The organism is Roseimarinus sediminis (genome assembly GCF_050433125.1).
GTDB lineage: Bacteria > Bacteroidota > Bacteroidia > Bacteroidales > Prolixibacteraceae > Roseimarinus > Roseimarinus sediminis.
Map to the genome: position 1 here is coordinate 90,470 of NZ_JBNPXV010000006.1, position 21,189 is coordinate 111,658.

9 protein-coding genes are annotated in these 21,189 nt (G+C 43.6%); 4 read left to right on the forward strand and 5 right to left on the reverse strand.

Features of this window, described 5'->3' with window-relative positions; translation table 11 throughout:
• Positions 1-40: 40 nt before the first annotated feature.
• The 5 genes from FHS86_RS09295 to gap all read right to left on the reverse strand — a co-directional run bounded on the left by FHS86_RS09295 (position 41) and on the right by gap (position 6,516).
• Positions 41-2,251, reverse strand: coding sequence for a RelA/SpoT family protein (locus tag FHS86_RS09295; RefSeq protein ID WP_429412734.1), 2,211 nt, complete (start codon positions 2,249-2,251; stop codon positions 41-43).
• A gap of 39 nt (positions 2,252-2,290) precedes the next feature.
• Complete coding sequence (locus FHS86_RS09300) at positions 2,291-3,433, reverse strand: glycosyltransferase (RefSeq protein WP_429412735.1); 1,143 nt, start codon at positions 3,431-3,433, stop codon at positions 2,291-2,293.
• Between the two features lie 32 nt (positions 3,434-3,465).
• Positions 3,466-4,377, reverse strand: coding sequence for a tRNA (adenosine(37)-N6)-dimethylallyltransferase MiaA (miaA, locus tag FHS86_RS09305; protein ID WP_429412736.1), 912 nt, complete (start codon positions 4,375-4,377; stop codon positions 3,466-3,468).
• A 449-nt stretch (positions 4,378-4,826) separates the two neighbouring features.
• Complete coding sequence (locus FHS86_RS09310; protein WP_429412737.1) at positions 4,827-5,000, reverse strand: hypothetical protein; 174 nt, start codon at positions 4,998-5,000, stop codon at positions 4,827-4,829.
• Positions 5,001-5,502: 502 nt separating this feature from the next.
• A complete protein-coding gene (gene gap / locus FHS86_RS09315) occupies positions 5,503-6,516 on the reverse strand; it encodes a type I glyceraldehyde-3-phosphate dehydrogenase (protein ID WP_429412738.1) in 1,014 nt (337 codons plus the stop codon).
• A gap of 1,250 nt (positions 6,517-7,766) precedes the next feature.
• On the opposite strand from gap, the gene FHS86_RS09320 reads away from it, so the two are divergent.
• The 4 genes from FHS86_RS09320 (at position 7,767) to FHS86_RS09335 (ending at position 21,035) form a co-directional block, all read left to right on the forward strand.
• Positions 7,767-18,191 (forward strand): Ig-like domain-containing protein, encoded by a 10,425-nt coding sequence (locus FHS86_RS09320; RefSeq protein ID WP_429412739.1) that lies wholly within the window; start codon positions 7,767-7,769, stop codon positions 18,189-18,191.
• 93 nt (positions 18,192-18,284) lie between these two features.
• The gene (locus tag FHS86_RS09325) at positions 18,285-19,025 is read left to right on the forward strand and encodes a nitroreductase family protein (protein ID WP_429412740.1); all 741 of its coding nucleotides are present in this window, start codon (positions 18,285-18,287) and stop codon (positions 19,023-19,025) included.
• Positions 19,026-19,662: 637 nt separating this feature from the next.
• Positions 19,663-20,649: an RHS repeat-associated core domain-containing protein gene (locus FHS86_RS09330; RefSeq protein WP_429412935.1), complete on the forward strand. Its 987-nt coding sequence runs from the start codon at positions 19,663-19,665 to the stop codon at positions 20,647-20,649.
• Positions 20,646-21,035, forward strand: a complete 390-nt coding sequence (locus tag FHS86_RS09335; protein ID WP_429412741.1) for a hypothetical protein — start codon at positions 20,646-20,648, stop codon at positions 21,033-21,035. The genes FHS86_RS09330 and FHS86_RS09335 overlap by 4 nt, the downstream gene beginning before the upstream one ends.
• The last annotated feature ends 154 nt before the right edge of the window (positions 21,036-21,189 follow it).

Below are 21,189 nucleotides of genomic sequence, written 5' to 3' on the forward strand. Positions count from 1 at the left end.
AAATTTTGGAACGATTTTACAGGCGGGCTAAATAACTTTTTTACATTTCTTCCATGCGCTCAACCGTTTCAATTCCTTTGATTTTCTTCAGCTCAGTAATGATGTTCATTACATCGTTGGTGTTGTGAACATACAAGTCGAGTGTACCGGTAAATACGCCGTCGATGGTATCGAATTTTACACTGCGCATATTGATGTTGTGGTCTTTCGAAATGATGCCGGTGATTTCGGTTACAATGCCAATGCGATCGAAACCCTTAATGAAAATATTGGTCAGGTACGACTGAATTTTAAATTGTTTCCATTTGGCCGAAACAATGCGGTCTCCTTCGCTGGTCATAATTTTCATGCTTTCGGGACACGATTTTTTGTGAATGACCACCATGTTGTTGTCGTTGAGATAGCCAATTACATCGTCGCCCGGAATGGGATTGCAGCAGCGTGCCAGGTGGAAGTTTTTCTCAACGTTTTCTTCTGTAAGGATATAGGGCTTTTTGCGGTCAATTTTGTCGGTTTTGACTTCCTGTTCCTGCGGTTTTTTCTTACGCCCCAGGCTTAGCCGCCAGTATTTAATGAGTTTGTTCTTGTCTTTTTTGTCCTCAAAGAGTGCTCCGATATCGGCAAGGGAACTCAAGCCGGAACCGATTTGTGCATACATTTGAATTTTTGATTCCAGATTGAAATGCTGCAACAGGATGTTGATGGTTTCATTGGAAGGATGTCGTTCAATCTTTTTTAATTCTTCTTCAATAAGTTCTTTGCCCCTCTCAATGTGTTTTTTGTGTTCTAACTTAAATGAATCCTTGATCTTTTGCTTTGCTTTGGCCGTTTGTGCAATGTCGAACCAATTGGCGCGTGGCGATTGTTTTTCGGAAGTGAGAATCTCGATTTGATCGCCACTGTGCAGTTCATGGCTGATGGGTACCAGCTGGTGATTGATTTTTGCGCCTATGCATTTGTTTCCCAGGTCGGTATGAATCTCGTACGAAAAATCGAGCACGGTCGAACCTTTGGGGAGGGTTTTCATTTCCCCCTTGGGTGTAAACACAACAATTTCGGATGAAAACAGGTTAAGCTTGAATTCGTCCAAAAATTCAAGTGCATCCGATTCTGGATTTTGCAGGGTTTCTTTGATGCGTTCTATCCATTTGTCGAGTTCTGAATCGCCCGCTGAACCTCCTTTGTATTTCCAGTGCGCTGCAAAGCCCCGTTCGGCGATCTCATCCATGCGCTCGCTTCTGATCTGAACCTCGACCCATTTTCCTTCGGGGCCCATTACAGTTACGTGAAGTGCCTCATAGCCATTGGCCTTGGGCATGGTGATCCAGTCGCGAATCCGGTCCTGTTTATAGTTGTAAATCGAAGTGACAATCGAAAAAATCTCCCAGCATTTGCGGCGTTCGTCTATCTTTTCGTTCGACTTAAATACAATTCGGATCGCCAGCAGATCGTAAACTTCGTCGAACGAAACGCGTTTAACCTGCATTTTCTTCCAGATGGAATAAATCGATTTTTGACGGCCTTTAATGGTTACTTTAAGATTCTCTTCCTGAAGCTTTGTTTCAATGGGCGTAATAAAACGTTCAACCAGGTAGCGCCGATGTTCTTCCTTGTCTCTTATTTGCAGGGCGATATCGCGGTATTGGTCGGGATATTTGTATTTAAGGCTAAGGTCTTCGAGTTCGGTTTTAATGGCATACAATCCGAGTCGGTGTGCCAGCGGTGCATAGATATAGAGGGTTTCGCCCGATATTTTTAACTGCTTGTTGGGCGGCATCGAGTCGAGTGTACGCATGTTATGCAGGCGGTCGGCAATCTTGATCAGAATAACCCGTACATCGTCGGACAAGGTGAGCAGCATCTTTCGGAAGTTGGCTGCCTGTTTAAAGTCAAATTCGCCTTCCAGTTTGGTCAGCCCGTCAACAATACTGGCTATTTTGGCGCCAAACATGGTTTCGATATCGGCAAGGGTGTAGTCGGTATCTTCCACCACATCGTGCAGCATGGACGATATAATCGACTTGGTGCCAAGGCCTATTTCACGGGTAACAATGGCGGCAACGGCTATGGGATGAAGGATGTAGGGCTCGCCCGATTTACGCTTCACTCCGGCATGAGCCGAATTGGCAAAATCAAAAGCCTTTTGTATCGATGCCAGTTCTTCTTCATTGAAGGTATGAATCGACGATTTGAGCATGCTGTCGTATGCTTCATTAATCAAGCGTTCTTCTAGTTTCGATTGTCCCTGCATTCCCGGTTTTTGTTATTCTGTAAATAAAACAATTATCGTTTATTTTGTTTGATGCACCAACGAGTAAATTTCAAAAATAGTTTTGGTGAGCTGTTCCCACCCAAACCTTGCCTTCGCTTTGATTACTTCGGCTATCATGGCTTCCTCCCGGCTGTTTTCGTAGAAATCATAAATGGCCTCATTGATGGCGCGGGGGTCTGGATTTACAACGTAGCCACATTTTTTATCTTCGATAATTTCGGGCAGACCGCCTACATTGGTTACCAGCATTGGTTTGTTGAAGTGATAACCAATTTGGGTTACCCCACTTTGTGTGGCCGTTTTGTAGGGTTGAGTTACCAGGTCGCAGGCACAGAAATACAAATTGACTTTGTGTTCTGAAATGTAATCGGTGTGCAAAATGACCTGATCGGCAATGCCCAGTTGCTCAATCATTTGATGATACTTTTGAGGATCGGAGTAAAATTCGCCGGCTACCAGTAGTTTAATTTGCTGTTCTTTGATCCGCGGATCGGCCATGGCACTTAACAAAAGGTCGAGCCCTTTGTAGTCGCGTATAAAGCCGAAAAACAACAGATAGCGACCGTTGATATCCAATCCGAGTTGTTCTCTGGCTTCGGTTTTTGAAATGACTTCGCCATAGTGGTCATAAATGGGATGGGGAGAAAAACGCTTTGGCTGCTTTTTAATAAACAGGTCGAGGTCCTTGTAAACCGTTTGCGACATGGCTAAGAATCCATCCACCCCCTTGCAGAAGTATTTGGTAAAAAGCTGGTCTCCCGGACGATGCTCGTGGGGAAGAATGTTGTCGACGATGGCGACCACCTTTGTTTTTTTGTTTTGTCGGGCCAGCCTGCAAATGGTGCCGGTCGATGGTCCCATAAAAGGCAGCCAGAATCGTACAATGATCAAATCGGGTGCCTGTTTCTTGATATTCAGCCCCCTGATGATCCAGTTGAGCGGATTGACCGAATTGATTTCCCGACTGATATGGATGTGTTTTGGAGCAGGCGCATTGGTGTACTGTGTGCTCCCCGGAAAAAGAAATCCGGGATACTGCAGTTTGAAGTTGACAATTTTTACCTCGTGCCCTTCGTTAACTAACTGCCTGGCAAGTCGTTCATCGAGTGCTGCTATACCTCCCCTGTATGGATGGGCCGGACCCAGAATAACTATCTTCATTTTACTGAATTTATGAAGAGTAAAAATAGGGCTTAATTTGATTTATCCAGACGCTTTTTGATAAATTCGATGACTTCCTTTTCCTGATCGGGTTCAAACCAGTTAATGCTTTCATCTTTTCTGAACCAGGTGAGTTGACGACGGGCATAGCGGCGACTGTTGCGCTTGATGAGTTCGATGGCTTCGGCCTCGGTAGTAGCGCCATCGAAGGATGCAAAGAGTTCGCGGTAGCCTACGGTATTCAGTGAGTTAAGGTTGCGGTGAGGATAAACAGTCCGGGCTTCTTCTACCAATCCATCGGCCACCATCTGGTCGACGCGCTGGTTGATTCGCTGATGCAGCACTTGCCGGTCGGTGTTGAGTCCAATTTTCAGTATTTGAAAGGGTCTGCTTTGTTTGGTATTGCTTCGAAACGAAGAATAGGGTTTTCCTGTAAGATAATAGATCTCCAGGGCATGCATGATGCGTTTGTGGTTTTTTAAATCGACTGTGGCGTAATAGTCGGGATCTACTTTTTTCAGCATCCGACGCAGGGAGTCCAAACCTTCGGTCTCATATTTTGCGATTATTTCTTTTCGTAGTTCATGATCAATTTTGGGTAAGTCATCAATGCCATCACATACAGCATCGATGTACATCATCGAGCCGCCTGTCATGACCATCTCGTTGTAGGTCTTGAATTTGGTATCGAGTAATTCAATTACCTCGCTTTCAAATTGGGCAGCATTGTAATATTGATGGATGGAATGCGATTGAATGAAGTTGTGTTTAACAGTATGAAGTTGCTGAGAATCGGGTACAGCGGTGCCAATTCGTAGCTCTCTGTATATTTGGCGCGAATCGGCCGATATTATTTCAGTTTTCAGCTGCTGAGCCACAGCTATGCTTAAGCTTGTTTTTCCAATGCCGGTTGGTCCGACGATGACTATCAGTGTTTTATCCATTGGGTATTTTTAAGCGCTTTTTTTTAGAGAGGCAAAAATACGAAAAGAAAAGCAGTCAGGAGAAAATAGAAAGTGAATGGTGAATGGTGAATGGTGAATTGTGAATTGTGAATGGTGAATTATGAATGGTGAATGGTAAAAGGTGAATTATGAATGGTGAATTGTGAATGGTGAATATTGAATGGTGAATTATAATATATGAAGTTTGTACTTTTTCATTGGCCGCGGGCTATAATAAAAGCGAATTGTGCGGAGAGCCACAGAGAAAAATAAGCAGGGACATCCGATGCCTGATGGAACAAGAGGTCGCTATTGAAATATTTGGGAGACAACGGTCTAATATCTATGGTCTTGTGTCTAATATCGATGGTCTTGTGTCTAATATCTATCGTCTAAAGTCTAATATCTTTCTTCTCATTTGCGGGCAAAAAAAAAGGGACTCCCGTCCCTTAAATATCTTCAATATCACCAAAAATTTCGAGGTAGTCTTGCAGATTGCCATTTCCAATTTCACTCTCTTTTTCCTGTACTTGCTCGTGGTAAGCTACCAGGACGTCGGATTGCTGATCAGGTGCATTGTTGCTCATCCTGTTCAACATTTGATCATTGAGTAATTTTTCCATAGGATTGGTAATTTAATTGAGTAACTGATTATCAATGATAAACGATTTCGTTTGTGTAATAAAATTGCGCCGTTTCTTCAATGAACATTTTGTTTTAAAAGACCTTTGTGTTGATCAACACGGAAGTAAAAGTATAAATTGTTGGATAGGCTCCAAATTATTTTCAAAATCTGAAGTGTTAAAAAATGTATACAATGAATACAAGGCCCGATAAACGAAGCGCTTAAGGGTGCTTATCAAATTATTGATGATTAGAAAAATGGAGGGTGTAGTTCGAAACTTTTACACACAAATTAGCTGTTGATCGGGACAGGCGGTGCAACAAAGATGCTTGTATGTTCCATAATATCAGGGTGGTGGATGTATTGAATGACTTTGTTGGCTTCCTTTTTCTTTTGGAGGATAGGCTTTGCCGGTGTTGATCATGTTTACACTTCTAAGGAAAGACAAAAAAAAAGAGGATGCCTTAACGACATCCTCTATACTATATAATATGGTATGATTAAGCTTTGTCAACTGAAGCCATGTGCTGGATGAGTTCAACCACCTTGGTTGAGTAACCCATTTCGTTGTCGTACCATGAAACCACTTTAACGAAGTTGTCGTTCAGTCCGATACCGGCACCGGCGTCGAATACCGAAGTACATGCTTCGCCAACGAAGTCGTTCGAAACAACTGCATCTTCGGTGTATCCGAGAACGCCTTTCAGTTCGCCTTCAGAAGCTTCTTTCATGGCGGCACAAATGGCTTCGTAAGAAGCACCTTTTTCAAGACGGCAGGTAAGGTCTACCACCGAAACGTCGGGAGTAGGAACACGGAAAGCCATGCCGGTAAGTTTGCCATTCAGCTCAGGAATAACTTTTCCTACTGCTTTGGCAGCTCCGGTTGATGAAGGAATGATGTTTTGACCTGCACCACGTCCGCCTCTCCAGTCTTTAGCCGACGGGCCGTCAACTGTTTTCTGGGTAGCAGTAGTAGCGTGTACGGTAGTCATGAGTCCTTCAACGATTCCGAATTTGTCGTTCAGTACTTTGGCGATTGGAGCCAGACAGTTGGTAGTACATGATGCATTCGAAACGAATACCATGTCTTTGGTATATTTGTCCTGGTTCACACCCATTACAAACATTGGAGTGTCATCTTTCGAAGGAGCTGACATTACCACTTTTTTGGCACCGGCATCGATATGACCCTGTGCACTTTCCTTGGTAAGGAATAAACCAGTTGATTCAACAACATATTCAGCACCAACGGCATCCCATTTCAAATCGGCAGGATTTCTTTCAGCAGTAACACGAATGGTATTTCCGTTAACAACCAGGTTGCCGTCTTTTACTTCTACGGTTCCGTTGAAACGTCCGTGTGTAGAGTCGTATTTCAACATGTAAGCCATGTAGTCAACATCGATCAGGTCGTTAATTCCAACTACCTGTACATTTTCGTTGGCAGCAGCTACGCGGAATACAAAACGTCCGATGCGGCCAAAACCATTGATACCAATTTTAATTTTCGACATAATAAATCGTTTTAATTATTAGCTATTAAGTTATTGCGTGTATTGTGAATGTTTGTTTGAGCCGCAAAATTAAGCATATCTGGGGGAAAAGTTCAACTTTTTACTGTCAATTTTAAAAATTGTTCCAATGCGTAATACTTTCGTAACATATTCAGGACGAAAAGGGTGAGACTGAGGCTGCTTGCTCGTTGCTGGTTGCTGGTTGCTGGTTGCTGGTTGCCTGCCCCGTGAAATTCGACCTTCGGAGAATATTTCAACGGGGCTCGTTGCTGGTTGCTGGTTGCCTGCCCCGTGAAATTCGACCTTCGGAGAATATTTCAACGGGGCTCGTTGCTGCTTGCTGGTTGCCTGCCCCGTGAAATTTGACCTAAGGAGAATATTTCAACGGGGCTCGTTGCTGGTTGCTGGTTGCCTGCACCGTGAAATTTGACCTAAGGAGAATATTTCAACGGGGCTCGTTACTGGTTGCTGGTTGCTGGTTTGTCCATGCCTAAAAAACGTTGACCGAATTAGACGTAAATTTATTCTTTTTCTCAATGACCAATGACCATTGACTTTTTCCTTTTTCTCAATGACTTTTTCCTTTTCTCCCCCTGGTCTGGTTTTTTTTAGAAAAAAATTAAGCAGGGGGGTAGGGGGTTTTGTTTTTACCTTGTATTAAGGACAGTTGTTTGAAATGTTGGGTGAAGAAGCTGGATTTGCCGGCTTAGCAGAAATGAAGGCACTGACTTATTTATGTTATACAACATAAGTACAGCAGCGTTTGTCCGGGTGTACGACGGGCAATTGCATGTCTGACAACTGTTAATTACCAGAGCAATAACAAGGCATACAGCGAAGTGGAAGAGTTTTTTCGAATGTTTGATAACAGGTTTCATATTGTAGTATTAAGCATGTTGAAAGCAGGGTATTAAAGGCTTATCTTTTACTTACAGGAATAATACGAAATTAAACAACAAATCGTATTTCTGAAATGTTAAATTCGCTTATTGGAAAGCTTTTTCATTTAACAAAAAATAAACTGATGGCTTTCAGCGTTATGACTAAAGCAGGAAAGTACCATCACACAAAGGATAGATAAAGTTACGGCGATGGTAATTTATTGTACAATGTTTTGTACATTGGCGATAAATTTTATACGTTTGTAGCGTATTGTGAACTATTGTAAACGCACTAAAACACAGAATGAATAAAAAATTATATAATTCAAAATCAATCAATCAATTAAGTTCAATTAAAAAACAAGTGCTATGAGAAAATCATTTACACGACTCTTGGGATTAATTGTGCTGTTTAGCACGTTGTCTCTGAGTTTTGCTCTTGCGCAACCCAAAATTACAGCGCTCGACCCTGTCGATCTCGCTGCTGGGGTTTCGTATGAAAAGGGCGAAAGTTTTAAGATGACTTTTTCTGAGCCGGTGGTAGTTGCCTCTGGAACAGGAGTAGTCGGACTTTACGATGCTGCCTCTGGTGTGCAGATTGAGGCCATTTCGGTCACCAATCCGCTTCCTTCGAGTATCAGCATCAGTGGTAATGATGTTAGTGTTAACTTCGCTTTCGATGTAGTCGAACTGAAGCAATACTACGTTACCGTTACACAGGATGCATTTAAATCGGCCGCAACCGGTATTTACTTTCCTGGTATTACCTATACCGGAACTGTTGCCGTTAATGGTGTGTTAGGTCCCTGGAATTTCACTGTTGGTGACTATACTCCTCCAACACTGACTAATTTAATTCCTAAGGGTGATGACGAAGCCAAGGCAGGTGACCTTACTCCAACCTTGTCACTTCAGTTTACCGACAATGGTCCTGCTATGACCAATGGTGCCGGAAGTGTTTACCTTTATGAGGTAATGGAAAACGGCGAAGGTGCTTATGTAGGTACTACTGCAGCTTCAGCGTTTACAGGTGTTGGTGTTAGTAAGACACTTACCTATACTGTTCCTGCTCCATTGAAGGAATTAACCGAATACTATGTTCGTGTTGATGACAATGCTTTCCAGGATGTATCAACCCACAACTTGTATTACGGTGGTATTAATAATAGTACAGAGTGGAAATTCCGTACTGCCGACGTAACTCCTCCTACAGCTGTTGCTGCAGTGGGTGATGCTACCGACGTATACAAGAATGAAAAAGTAGTTGTTACTTTTAGCGATAACCGTACAGCCAAAGGGTATGCCTTTGCATTGAGCAACGCTGCCGGTAGCGCACTGGCCAACAATGCCAATGTCGCTGGTGGTTTCACAGTAACTCCTGCTATTGCATTTACTGCAAAATATGTTGGAGACAACAAAGTGGAAATTTATCCTCCTGCAACAGGCTGGGTTTCAAACACCAGCTATCAGGTTGACCTGAACGGTGCTTTCTTTGGTGATAATGAAGCCAATACGGCTGTTGCTGCCGCCAATATCATCACTTTTAAAGCTGGTGACTTTGATGAAGCTGCCATTGCTGTTAATACTGCAGCAGCTGCTGGTACTACCGTAGCTCCAAACAATACAACTGATCAGAAGAACACCACCAACATTTATTTGAATGTAAATGCTGTTGATGCGCTTTCAGGTAATCCAGTTGATCTGTACTACTATGTAGTGAAGACAGGTGCTACTGCTCCTAAAGCTGCTGACGTGGTAGCCGTAAATAAAAAGTTACCTTCATTGGTAACAGGTGGTGTAACCGATCCCAATATTCATGAAGGATGGGTTGCAGTTGACAAAAACGGTGCTGCACTTGAGAATGCTACAGCCTACGATATTTATTTTGCCACTGTAGATAAGGCGACTACGCCGAATACTTCAACTGATGCAGCTACTTTAGCTTCTATTGTTACAGTAACCACCAACGATATTCTGGCTCCTGTAGTAGAAAAGGTAGATATGACCAACAAAGGTGGTTCTACCGTAAATATTAAAGCTGCAGCTGGTACCAATATCGATAAAGCTTCTAACATCGTAATTACTTTTGATGAGAACGTTGCTTTTACCGCCAATAGTGACTTCGAACTGAAGTGGGCCGATGGTTCTGCAAACGGGGTTACTTTAGCTGCTGGTGTAGATTATGCTGTAGGTGTAGCTGCTAATGTAGTTACCATTACTCCCGCACATGGTTTTGCTGACTATGCTGCTTCAGCATGGAAAAACAGTGGCGCTTATACTTTAACTATTAAAGACAAAAAAGTAAGCGACCTTGGTAATCCCAATGTGCCTGCAGGTTCAGCCAACGAAATGGCTCAGCAGGTATATACTTTCACTGTGGAAGACTATACCGGACCTGTTCCAACATTTGCCAGCAACGACTTGCAAACTTTGGCTAATGTGGCTACCGATGCCAATATCGTAATCGATTTTGGTGAGCCGGTGAAACGTGCTAATGGTGCCGTTGCCGATGCAGCCAACGTTTTCTTCCGCGATGCAGCAAGTACTTTAGTACCTGCCACCATTACATGGGATGCAGCCGGCCAGGTGGTAACCATTGATCCAACAAACAGCTTAACAGATAATGCTGCATTGTACTCGATTGAATTTACTTCTTCATTAGTCGATGCAGCCAACAATACGCTAGGTTGGTACGAAGGTGCAACTGCTGCAATCAGCGCAGGTGTATTAGGTGTAGAAACTGCCACTACTGGTTTTGTTTACTTCCTTGAGTTCACCACTGCTGATGAAACAGCCCCTGCCGTTTCCTTTGTTAATCCAATCAATGGACAAACCGTTACCAAGACTTACAATGGTCTCGACATCAACGTTACTTTTAACGAAGTAGTTTATGATGCAGCTGGTAACGCCATTAATGTGGCTGATGAGAACATCATGCGTTCACTCATCAGCGTGAAGAAAGTTTCTGACAATTCAATGATTGAATTCGATGTTACTGCTGGTGCTGCCCAGGCCTTTACCATTGACCTGAGCCGTTTCATTACTGCCTACGAAGCCAATGAAAGCTATACTGTTAGCCTGAATGGTTTATTCGATGCTGCCGGTAATGCCATCACCAATACTTCGATGACTTATACCGTTCAGGAATACGATAGTCCAATCCTGACCAATCATACTCCTACCGGTTTGAATGTTACTGCAGGAACTCCTATTGTTCTGAAATTGACCTACAATGAGAACGTGGTTGCGGTTGCTGGTAAAAACATTATTATTACTGCAACTGGTACTGCTCCGTTTACAGAAACAATTGACGTATCAACTGCTGCTGTTACGATAGCCGGAAATGTTGTTACTGTTACTTCTGCCAACAATGTAGCTTCTCTTGATAATTATGTTGTAACCCTTGATGCCGGTGCCTTTACTGACACTAAGGCTGATCCAAATCCGGCCGATGGTATCTCATCGACCACTTTCTGGACTTTCAAAGGTGCCGACAATGTAGCTCCTGTTATTGCCAGTACAGTTCCTGCTGATGGAACAACTGTAGGTATTCCTGCTAACATGACTATTAACTTTACTGAAGCTTCCGGCAAAATTGTGGCTGGTCCTGGTAAAGTTTACGTTCGTGAAGTGGGTAATACTGGTATCCCGGATTATACTTTCATCGCTCAGGATGTAAATGCTGTAACCATTGCTGGTACTACTGCTACTTTGAATTTCGATCCTTCGAACTTCAACTATGGTGGTAACTACTGGGTAGAAATTGAAGCCAATGCTTTCAAAGATGAGGCTGGTAATTTCTTCGCCGGCTGGGTTGGCAATACAGGCAACTGGGATTTCAGCATTGGTGCTGACCCGCTGCCTAACTACGATGTAGTTGCTTCGACTCCTGCCGACGATGCCAACAATGTTGGTTTAACCCAGGCCATTAAACTGAAGTTTACTGAACCTGTATGGGTGAACAGTCCGGTTGGAAAATTCCTTACCATTCGTAACGCTGATGCTACAGCGCATACTACTGTTGACTTTGGTGGTGGTGTTGTAAATTACAGCTGGAATGCTGCACACGACGAGATTACTGTTATTCATAGCAATCCTTTCCTTGCCAACAGCAACTACTATGTAACTGTTACAACAGGTACTTTTGAAGATGCTTCTGGTCAGGCAATTGCTGCAATTAATGATCTTGATCTTCCTGGTGACTATAACTTCACCACACAAGATCTTACAGCTCCTGTTGTAAGTGCTGCCACCGTTGGTGGAATCAATGTATTGACTGCTGCTGCTTCAACCGGTATCAACAAAGACGGAAACATTGAGATTTCCTTCTCAGAACCTGTTGTTATTGCAACTCCCAATGCTGCTGTTACTTTGAACGGACTGGGTGGAGCAATTCCTTTTGCTGCAACTTTCAGCGCAAGTACCAATGTACTGACTGTCAATCCAACAGCTGCTTTAGCATCAGAAGATCTCGTAACACTTGATATTGTTGGTGGACAAATCGCTGATAAAGCAACTTACGTGGGTGGACCAAACTATGTGGCTGCAGGAAATGTGGTTACATTCACTGTACAGGATTACATCCGTCCACAATGGACTGCTGCTCCTGCCGGAGTTTCAGGAAATAACCAGATCACAGTAAATACCATTGCAACCAACGAAGCAACTACCATTTACTACCTGATCGTGAAGGACGGTGTAACAGTAACTCAAACTGCTGCGTATATTAAAGCCAATGCAACTGCTTCTGTTGCTAATACAGCTGTACCATTCGACATCAAGAATTTGGATGGCGATCAGGTTTATGACATTTACTTCATTGCTGAAGATGCTGCCGGTAACCTGATGGATCATACCAAAGCAAGTGAGAATGTAGAAAGCATTCTGAATATTGCTACCCTTGATAATATCAAACCAGAGATGACTTCGTTCAATCCTAAAGGAAGCTGTGTTAAGAACCAGGCTGCCGGAGGAACTGATCTGGTCATTGAATTCAGCGAGAACGTTTCGCTCACTGCTGCCGCAACAGCTGCTGCTGCAGGTCTGCCAGGCGTAATGGCTGATTATATCTGGGTACGAAATGCCGCTACCGATGTGGCAGTGCCTATTAACAGCATTACTTCGAATGTATATGTTCCTGCAGCTGGTGCAGTTCCTGCAAAACCTGCAAACATTACCATCAATATTGCTGCCGGTGTATTGGCCGAAAAGGCTAGCTACTATGTAGAAATCGATCCGGGTGTGTTCGAAGACAACAACGTAGATGGTAACGCAGCGGCTCCTTTTACAGCCAATGTATGTGATGGATATTTCTGGGGAAAAACTGCCTGGACTTTCACCACAGCTGATGAAACAGCTCCTGCTGTTGATCTGACTGCTGCCGGTAAAGCCCTGGGTAACTATACTCCTTATGTAGGTGCCGTATTGGATGCCAACAACGAAGACCTTATTATGGTATTTGATGAGCCTGTATCAAAAGGTGCCGGTATGATTTACATCTACCGCATGGGTGATGCTGCTGCTCAGGAAATCATCAATGTTACTTCAACCGATGTAAGCATTGCTGCCGACGAAAAAACAGTAACCATTGTTACCCGTGCCGACTATTCAGATGGTGTTGAGTACTATGTATTGATGCCAACCGCCGGTACTTTCGTTGATAAGTCATGCGATCCTGTTGATTATGCAGGTATTACACTGCAGGCAGGTTCATTTGCTGCTGCTACCAATGCTACTGAAATTTGGTGGTTTGTTGGACAAGACGAAATTGCACCAAGTGTAGTAAGCGGATTGCCAACCGGAACCAACGAAAATGTTGCAACAAACGTAACTGTTGAATTCTCAGAATTGGTGTACAAAACCGGAACTGCCGGTGTTGGTGCTCCTATCGACCTTGCATGGGCTCAAGCCAATGTTGTTATGAAAGATGCTGCCGGTACTGCTGTTACCTTCAGTGCTCTTACTAACAATACAGTAGCTAAAACAACTCCTTATGCACACAATGTGACTCAGCTTGTACTGACTCCAAGTGCTGCACTGAAGAGTGAAACTACTTACACAGTAACTGTTACTGGTGCCAAATTTGAAGATGGTGCCGAACAAACCATTGCTACCGACTATGTATGGAGCTTCACCACTGGTGACTATGCTGCTCCTTATATCCTGGCATGGTCTCCTGAGAAGAAAGCCCCGATCGTAACCGGTCAGGCCAACAATCAGGTAGTAACACTTACTTTCGATGAACCTGTAATCCTGAACAACAACGTACAACTGACCGATACCAATGTTGATGCATTGATCTCGTTTGTACGCAATGTAGGTGCTGTACCTGTAACTTTTGATGCTACCATCAATGCTACAAAGGATGTAATTACCATTACTCCTACACAGACACTGGATACCTATTATATTTATGATGTAACCTTACTGGCTGCAGCCAATCCGCTCAAAGAGCTGGAAGATTACGGTGTGGTAACTGCAAAAGTTCTGAACACCAATCAAACCATGCAGTTCCAGGTAGGTGACTACAAAAATCCTGTTTGGGCCAGCTGGACTCCAGCCTCGGGTAGCTTCAACGCTAATACCGTTAATCCAATTGAAATTGGTGTAGCTACTACCGATGTAAATGGTGTATTGACTCCTGAGAAAATGGCTGCCGGAACTGGTAATGTAAATATCTACCGTTCGAATGGTACCGTATTTGATGTAGTAGCTGCTGCTGACTGTGACTTCACAACTGCCGGTACTATTAAAATACCTCATACCGAGTTTGAACCTTATACTTCTTACTACGTGATGTATGCTACTGGTGTCTTCACCGATGAAGCTGGTAATCCGCTTGCCGGAACCACTGCTATCACCGACTGGACATTCAGTACTTCGGATAACCGTCAGCCAGAGGTTGTTGAGTTTATTACTCCTGCTACAGGAACAACTGATGCCACTGTTAAGAGTGACCTCGTATTCCGTTTCTCAGAGAATGTTAGTCTGCTCGATGGTACCAAAACCATTGTGATCTATGACAAAACTGACAATCCAACGGATGATGGAAACATTGTTGAAGTAATTACTGCTGCTAACGCTGCATTGTCAGGAAGCAATCCGGTTAACGGATTTACTACCGACGTGGTAACCTTCAACCCTGTTAACGACTTTACAGCTGGTAAATCATACTATGTGAAGTTGATTCCCGGAGCCTTCCAGGATGTGAACACGCTGCCATCAGATGGTATTCTGAGCTACGACGACTGGTACTTCACCGTTGGTGATGCTGCTGCTCCAAAAGCGATCTCAGCTGTACCAAGTCTGACTACCAAGGAGACTGTGGAACACGGAACACCTGAATTTGCCCTGACCTTCGATATGAACATCGCGCTTGGAAATGGTAAAATCAAATTGTACCAGTATTTCGAAACTCCAATTAAACCTGAAAACATCAACAGCCTGCTGATCGACGAGATCGATGCTACTGCTGATATGGTTTCAGGAAATACACTGACATTCACCTTTGATGCCAACATCAAAGATGCCATTGCCGATTACTACATTCTGCTCGAACCAGGAACTGTAACCAGCACCAACGCCAATGCCGTTGCATGGGCCGGATTTACTTCGCCTATCAACTGGACATTTGCTACTGATGCTGATGTAACTGCTCCTGCATTTGTAGAAGCTACTACCAATATCGCAGAAGATGTAATGCCTGACGCTGTTGTTGCAACCCTCGTGTTGGAAGACTTCAACGGAATCAGCCCGACATTCAACGGTAACTTCCAACTGATTGAAGTTGGTGGTGACACGGTAGCTATCGACAATAGCCGTATCAACGTTTCAAGCACTCCTGATGCCAACGGTTTCTACACTGATTCAGATACCATCACCATTACTTTTGTTGATGAGCTGAAAGAAGAAGCTGATTACTACATCCAGGTTGCTGACGGTGTTGTAACTGATAACTCGAACTCGAAAGTTGCCTTCGCAGGTATTACTGACGACAGCTGGGCATTCAGTGTAAATGACTTTACTGCTCCTGTTGCTACCTTCACTATGAACGGAAGCACCAATACTGTTGCTGATGAACTGGCAATCGAAATTGAGTACAGCGAAAATGTACAGGTAGGTGCTGCACCTGAACTGCGCATTGTTGACGTTGCTACCGATGTAGTTGCTGCTACTGTTACAATTACTGAAGAAAACATTACTGATAATGTTGTTTCTGTTCTTGTTTCAGGTTTGAGTGACATGAATATCTACTACGTAGCTTACGATTCAAGCTTCGTTAACGACCTTACTTATGGTGCTTACACCGATGTTAGAGCTACTGCTGCTGTTGCTGACAACACATGGTTCATCACTACCGGTGACAATACAGCTCCTGAGCTCGTTTCATTCGAGCCTTCAAGCATCGTTAATGTTGATTCAACTGTAGTTGAACTGACATTCAGCGAGAAAGTAGTAGCTGCCGCTGCCGGTACTGTTACTATTTCGAGCGACGACGAAGCTGCTGACCGCGTAATCGACGTGGCTGACTTTACCGTCGAAAACGACAGCACTTATACTGTAGTTGTGAAAGGCCTGGTAAGCGAAGCTACTTATACTGTAGTTGTTAACGAAGGTGCCTTCGAAGATCTGTCGGCCAACGCCAACGGAAATCTTGAAGTAAGCAACTCATTCGATGTTGCCGACATCATCGCTCCTACTGCTGTATTCTATCCTGCAACTCCTGTTGCTGACTACAAAGACGTGGAACTGACTATCGAGTTCAACGATGCTGTTGCTGCTGCTACCGGTAATGTAGTAATTTACGATGCCGCAACGGATGCTGTTGTTGCTACCATCGCTGCTGCTGACTTTGCAACAAGCAACGACTCAGTATTCACCTACACCACCAACGACCTTTACTTCGGTACATTCTATGTACTGATCGACGCTGGTGCCTTTGTAGACGCTACTGCTGCTCCTGTTGCTTCAGACTATGCCGGGGTTACTGAAACTACCACATGGGTAATTGAAGTTGTTGACAGCGTATTCGATCCTTGCTACACCATTATCAGCCCGGTTGACGGAACTGTTGATGTAGCTACTACTACTGAATTGGTAATTGAATTCTGTGCTGAGCGTATCAAACCAGGAAACAATGCCAAGATCACTGTTTCGAGACAATCGAATATGAGCCAGGACTTCATTGACTTCGTGATCACTTCTGATATGATCAGTGCCGACATGATGACCCTGACTGTTCCTGTAACAGGTTTGGATGAGAAAACTACCTACTCGGTAACTTTGGCTCCCGGAGCTATTGTGGACGAAGCTGGTAACGCCTTCTCAGGTATCATCGATGCCAACACCTGGAACTTCACTACCATTGATGCTACTGCTCCTGTTGTAACTGTTACTGCCGGAACTGTAAGCAACCTCGACGGTGAAGCAACCATGACCCGCGACGAAGCAGGTATTGTATACCTTGTTCACGCTGACGTTCCTGCAACAAAAGCTGCTATTACAGCTGCTATTGCTGACGACAAAGCGGTTGCCGGTGTTGTTGAAACTGCTGGTGGTTCAGTAGTGGTAAGTGTTGAAGGCCTTGTAGCCGGAAACTACCGCGCTGTTGCCATCGACGAAGCTGGTAACGTAGGCGAATCAACAGAAGTACTGATTGTTGAAGATTACGTAGCTCCTGCTCCTGTTGTAAGTGTAGATGCTGCAACTGTTAACAATGTTGATGGTGAAGTTGAAATTACTGTTGACATGGCTGGTGTTGTATACCTTGTTAATGTAAATGTTGCTGCAACTGCCGACGCCATTGCTGCTGCCATTACTTCGGGTAACGCTGTTGCCGGAGTAGTTGCTACTGCCAACGGTTCTGTAACTGTTAGCGCTGCCGGTCTGGTAGCTGGTGAATACCGCGCCGTTGCTTTCAACGATGCTGGTTTAGCCGGTGAATCGACCAACAAGGTAACTGTAGAAGATGTAGTGGTTGTATTGAGAACCATTGCTGAAGTACAGGGAACCGGAGATGCTACTCCATTCGCCGACCAGGTGGTTACCGTACAAGGTGTTGTTACAGGTATCGACAGAAACGGTAATGGTTTCTTCATGCAGGATGCAATGAGCGCACGCAGTGGTATCTATGTATTCGACAAAAATGTAGCCGCTGAGGTAAGTATTGGTACTTCCATCCAGTTAACTGCAACCGCTGTTGAATACTACACGCTTACTCAGTTGAAAAATGTTACTGAATACGAATTCGTATCGAAAGTTGCAACGATTACTCCTATGGAGATTTCTGCTGCTGATGTAGCCAACGAAGATTACGAAGGAGTATATGTTAAAGTTGATTCATTGAAAGCAACCGAAGCTGCTACTTATGGTGAGTGGTTCAGTGTTGCAATGGATGAAACCAGCGTTAAGCTTGATGAGCAACTCTTCGAAATCGGAGACATGATGTCAGAAGGTCAGCGTTACAACTTTAAAGGTATCGTTAACTATACTTTTGAGGAGTACAAACTGGCACCAACAAGTGCGAGCGATATCGATTATGTATTGAGCACAATAGATCTTTCTGTTGCGATCGATATTTATCCGAACCCATTCGATAATTACATCCAGGTAAGCACTTCGAGCGAAGTGGAACTCACTAAAGCAGTGATCACCAACATCGCCGGACAGCTTGTTAAGGAAGTAATGAATCCTGAAAATAAAATCACTACAAGTGAATTGCGTAGCGGCGTTTACTTCATCTCTCTGCACACCGAAGATGGAGTTGCCAAAACTCAAAGGATTATTAAGAGGTAATACCGAATTGATTGATTAGAAAAGGGAGGCCGGTGGTCTCCCTTTTTTATTTTACTATTTTTGCACTAAGTACGACTCTTTAAGTAAACAACTATGAATACCATCCTTGAGCACCGTAGTATCCGAAAGTATAAAAATGAAGCCATTGCCGATGAGTTAATGATGCGTATTCTTGATGCAGGAATCAGGGCTTCTACCACCGGAAATATGCAGCTCTATTCCATTATCAATACCAGCGATGCGGAAATTAAAAAGGCACTGGCCCCTGCGCACTTTAATCAGCCCATGGTTACCCAGGCTCCGAATGTACTTACCTTTTGTGCCGATTTTAACCGTTTTAAGCACTGGTGTCGTTTAAGTGATGCCCAACCAGGCTACGATAACTTTTTGTCGTTTATGACCGCTGCAATCGATGCCCTGCTGCTTGCACAGAACGTGACAGTAGCCGCCGAAGCCGAAGGACTCGGGATCTGTTATCTGGGAACAACTACCTACAATGCCGATCAAATTATCGATGTGCTGAAACTACCGGCCGGGGTGGTACCTGTAACTACCTTAACCATTGGCTGGCCCGATGAACATCCGCCGCTTACCGATCGTCTGCCCCTGGAGGCTGTGCTGCACCAAAATGTGTACAGTGCGTATTCCGATGAAAGTATCAAGGCCTTGTATGCCGAAAAAGAGGCCTTGCCGGAAAACCTTCAGTTTATAAAGGAAAACAACAAACAAAGCCTGGCCCAGGTGTTTACCGATGTGCGCTACAAAAAGGCCGATAACGAACATTTTTCGAAGGTACTGCTGGACGTGCTGAAGAGACAGGGATTTCTGGAATAAGGAAAATGTCATTACCGGTATAGAGACGCACTATTGTAGAGACGCACTATAGTGCGTCTCTACCGGTAAATAGGAAAAAGCCAGCTAATCAATGATGTGATTGAAATAGATTGAAAGCTGTTCTTAAATGCATTCTGTAACGATACGGCGAAAGCCGGGAGTGTAAATTCAATGCTGTGTTTACAAGGCCAAAGGCCTTAAAGCAAAAGCGCAGGGCAACGCCCTGGGTAAAAGGAACAGCAGAAGCCCAAGCCCCAAGGGGGCGAAAGAATAGCTGCAATAGTTGGTTTTTCTGTCCGGTTTTACAACATCTTCCGCGATTACCTGGGTACCATTACCGAGCTGAAAGATAGTACCGGATCCCTGCAAGAGTATAGCTTTGATGCCTGGGGGCGCCGCCGTAAACCAGGTGATTGGAGCAACTACGACACAAGTGGCGAACCTGCCCTTTTTGCCAACCGAGGTTTTACCGGCCACGTTCAGTGAGGCCCTGTTAATGGGAGAGGAACGAACCATAAACAGTTGGCCGAACTAATCCCGGTAAGCGAAGCGGTACCGGGAAGCACATGACCGCATTCAAACTTATAAATATGAACGGCCGTTTGGGAGTTTATCCCGCGTTTGGCGGGAACCCCGTATTGGCCGTTTCCTAAATCCTGATAACTTTGTACAACAGCCCGGTAATACCCAAAGCTATAACCGATACAGCTATTGCTTAAATAACCCGTTGAAGTACAATGACCCCGATGGGGAAATAGTATTTACTGCATTAGTTGGTGTGTCAATGTTCTTTACTGGAGGAGCAACATCGTTTTTATTGCCATATGCGATTGCAGCAGATATTGGCTCTGTAGTTAATGTTGCATCAAACTGGAATAATATTGACAATTTTGGAGAAGGACTTGCCTATTATGGCGTAGGTGCTGCTAGTGGTGCCGCATCTCAAATTCCTGGTGCCGGAGTTCCATTGTCTGGATTTATTAGTGGAGCAGGGAATGAGTTTTTAAATACTAATATTTTAACCGATGATGTTTCTTTGAGTGATTTAGACCGAAGCGATGCTGGTAGGATTTTACTTTCTGGAGGAATTGGAGCAGCATCAAGTTATTATGGAGCTAAATGGGGTGGTCAATTCTCAGATAAAGCAATTAATGGCCTAAATGTTGAATCTACATTTATGAAAAATGCGATTGAAAAAACTAGCCAAGGTTTTACAGTTGGCTATATTAATGGTTTTTTCAATGAAGTAATGTTAGGTAGTGGAGATGTTAAAACTGCTTTCAAATCAGGATTTGTACAAGGTGGATGGGGAGCTGCATTTGGGTTTACATTTAGTAGTGTTGAATATGGCTTAAATAGAAGTGGCGTTGAGCAATATTGGACAAGAAATGAATTAAGCTTAAAGATAAAAAGTCCATACGATGATTATTATGAATACAATTTCAAATATGAAAAAGGCATGCAACCAAATAGCCCTTATTACCAATACAATCCAAGAACAACACCGTATAATACGCCAGGTAATAATTGGCAAGTTCCAATGAGAGCCCCAACTCCCCCTCCAAGTAATTTTAATTTTTGGAGAACTATTTATCCTGAACTTTATTATCCGTGGGGAAGATGAGAAAAAATATGATTGAAATAATACTCGTTTCGGCTTTGGCGATAGGTGTATTTAGTTACAGGCTATTAAATAACAAAGACGAGCAAGAGATAATGAAAAAAGGAGAGTTTGCAATAGGAACTGTCGTAGGAATAAGTAAGACAGGATGGTATAGTCGAGCCAACGTAAGTTTTTCTTTTTACTGTGATACACAGAAAATAGTAAAACCTCTCAGCAAATATCCGAGTAATATCAAAGTACAGCGTGACGAAAGATTTTTGGTTACCTATTTGCCAAATAATCAAAAGAAAGCAATTATGTTATTTGATTACCCAATAAAAGACAGCACCGATTATAAACGGTACGTAAAGGAGTTTGAGCAGAAGCGAATGCAGAAACAAGAATAACACTAGTTCGGAATTCGCTTTGCTGAACTTGCAATTGAAATCCGCGCTAATAAACAATAGGATTTGTAATCCGAAAAAAGATATTAACCTTTTAGTGTTTGCTGAGAATTGAAAAGCACTTATATGGCGAAGGCTTTTAAGGTGTGTCTTTAAA

Bases quoted from the DNA above. Each gene is read 5' to 3' on its own strand.
- FHS86_RS09335 (WP_429412741.1), top strand. From the start codon at position 20,646: ATGAGAAAAAATATGATTGAAATAATACTCGTTTCGGCTTTGGCGATA.
- FHS86_RS09310 (WP_429412737.1), bottom strand. From the start codon at position 5,000: ATGGAAAAATTACTCAATGATCAAATGTTGAACAGGATGAGCAACAAT.
- miaA (WP_429412736.1), bottom strand. From the start codon at position 4,377: ATGGATAAAACACTGATAGTCATCGTCGGACCAACCGGCATTGGAAAA.
- FHS86_RS09295 (WP_429412734.1), bottom strand. From the start codon at position 2,251: ATGCAGGGACAATCGAAACTAGAAGAACGCTTGATTAATGAAGCATAC.
- FHS86_RS09300 (WP_429412735.1), bottom strand. From the start codon at position 3,433: ATGAAGATAGTTATTCTGGGTCCGGCCCATCCATACAGGGGAGGTATA.
- FHS86_RS09325 (WP_429412740.1), top strand. From the start codon at position 18,285: ATGAATACCATCCTTGAGCACCGTAGTATCCGAAAGTATAAAAATGAA.
- FHS86_RS09320 (WP_429412739.1), top strand. From the start codon at position 7,767: ATGAGAAAATCATTTACACGACTCTTGGGATTAATTGTGCTGTTTAGC.
- gap (WP_429412738.1), bottom strand. From the start codon at position 6,516: ATGTCGAAAATTAAAATTGGTATCAATGGTTTTGGCCGCATCGGACGT.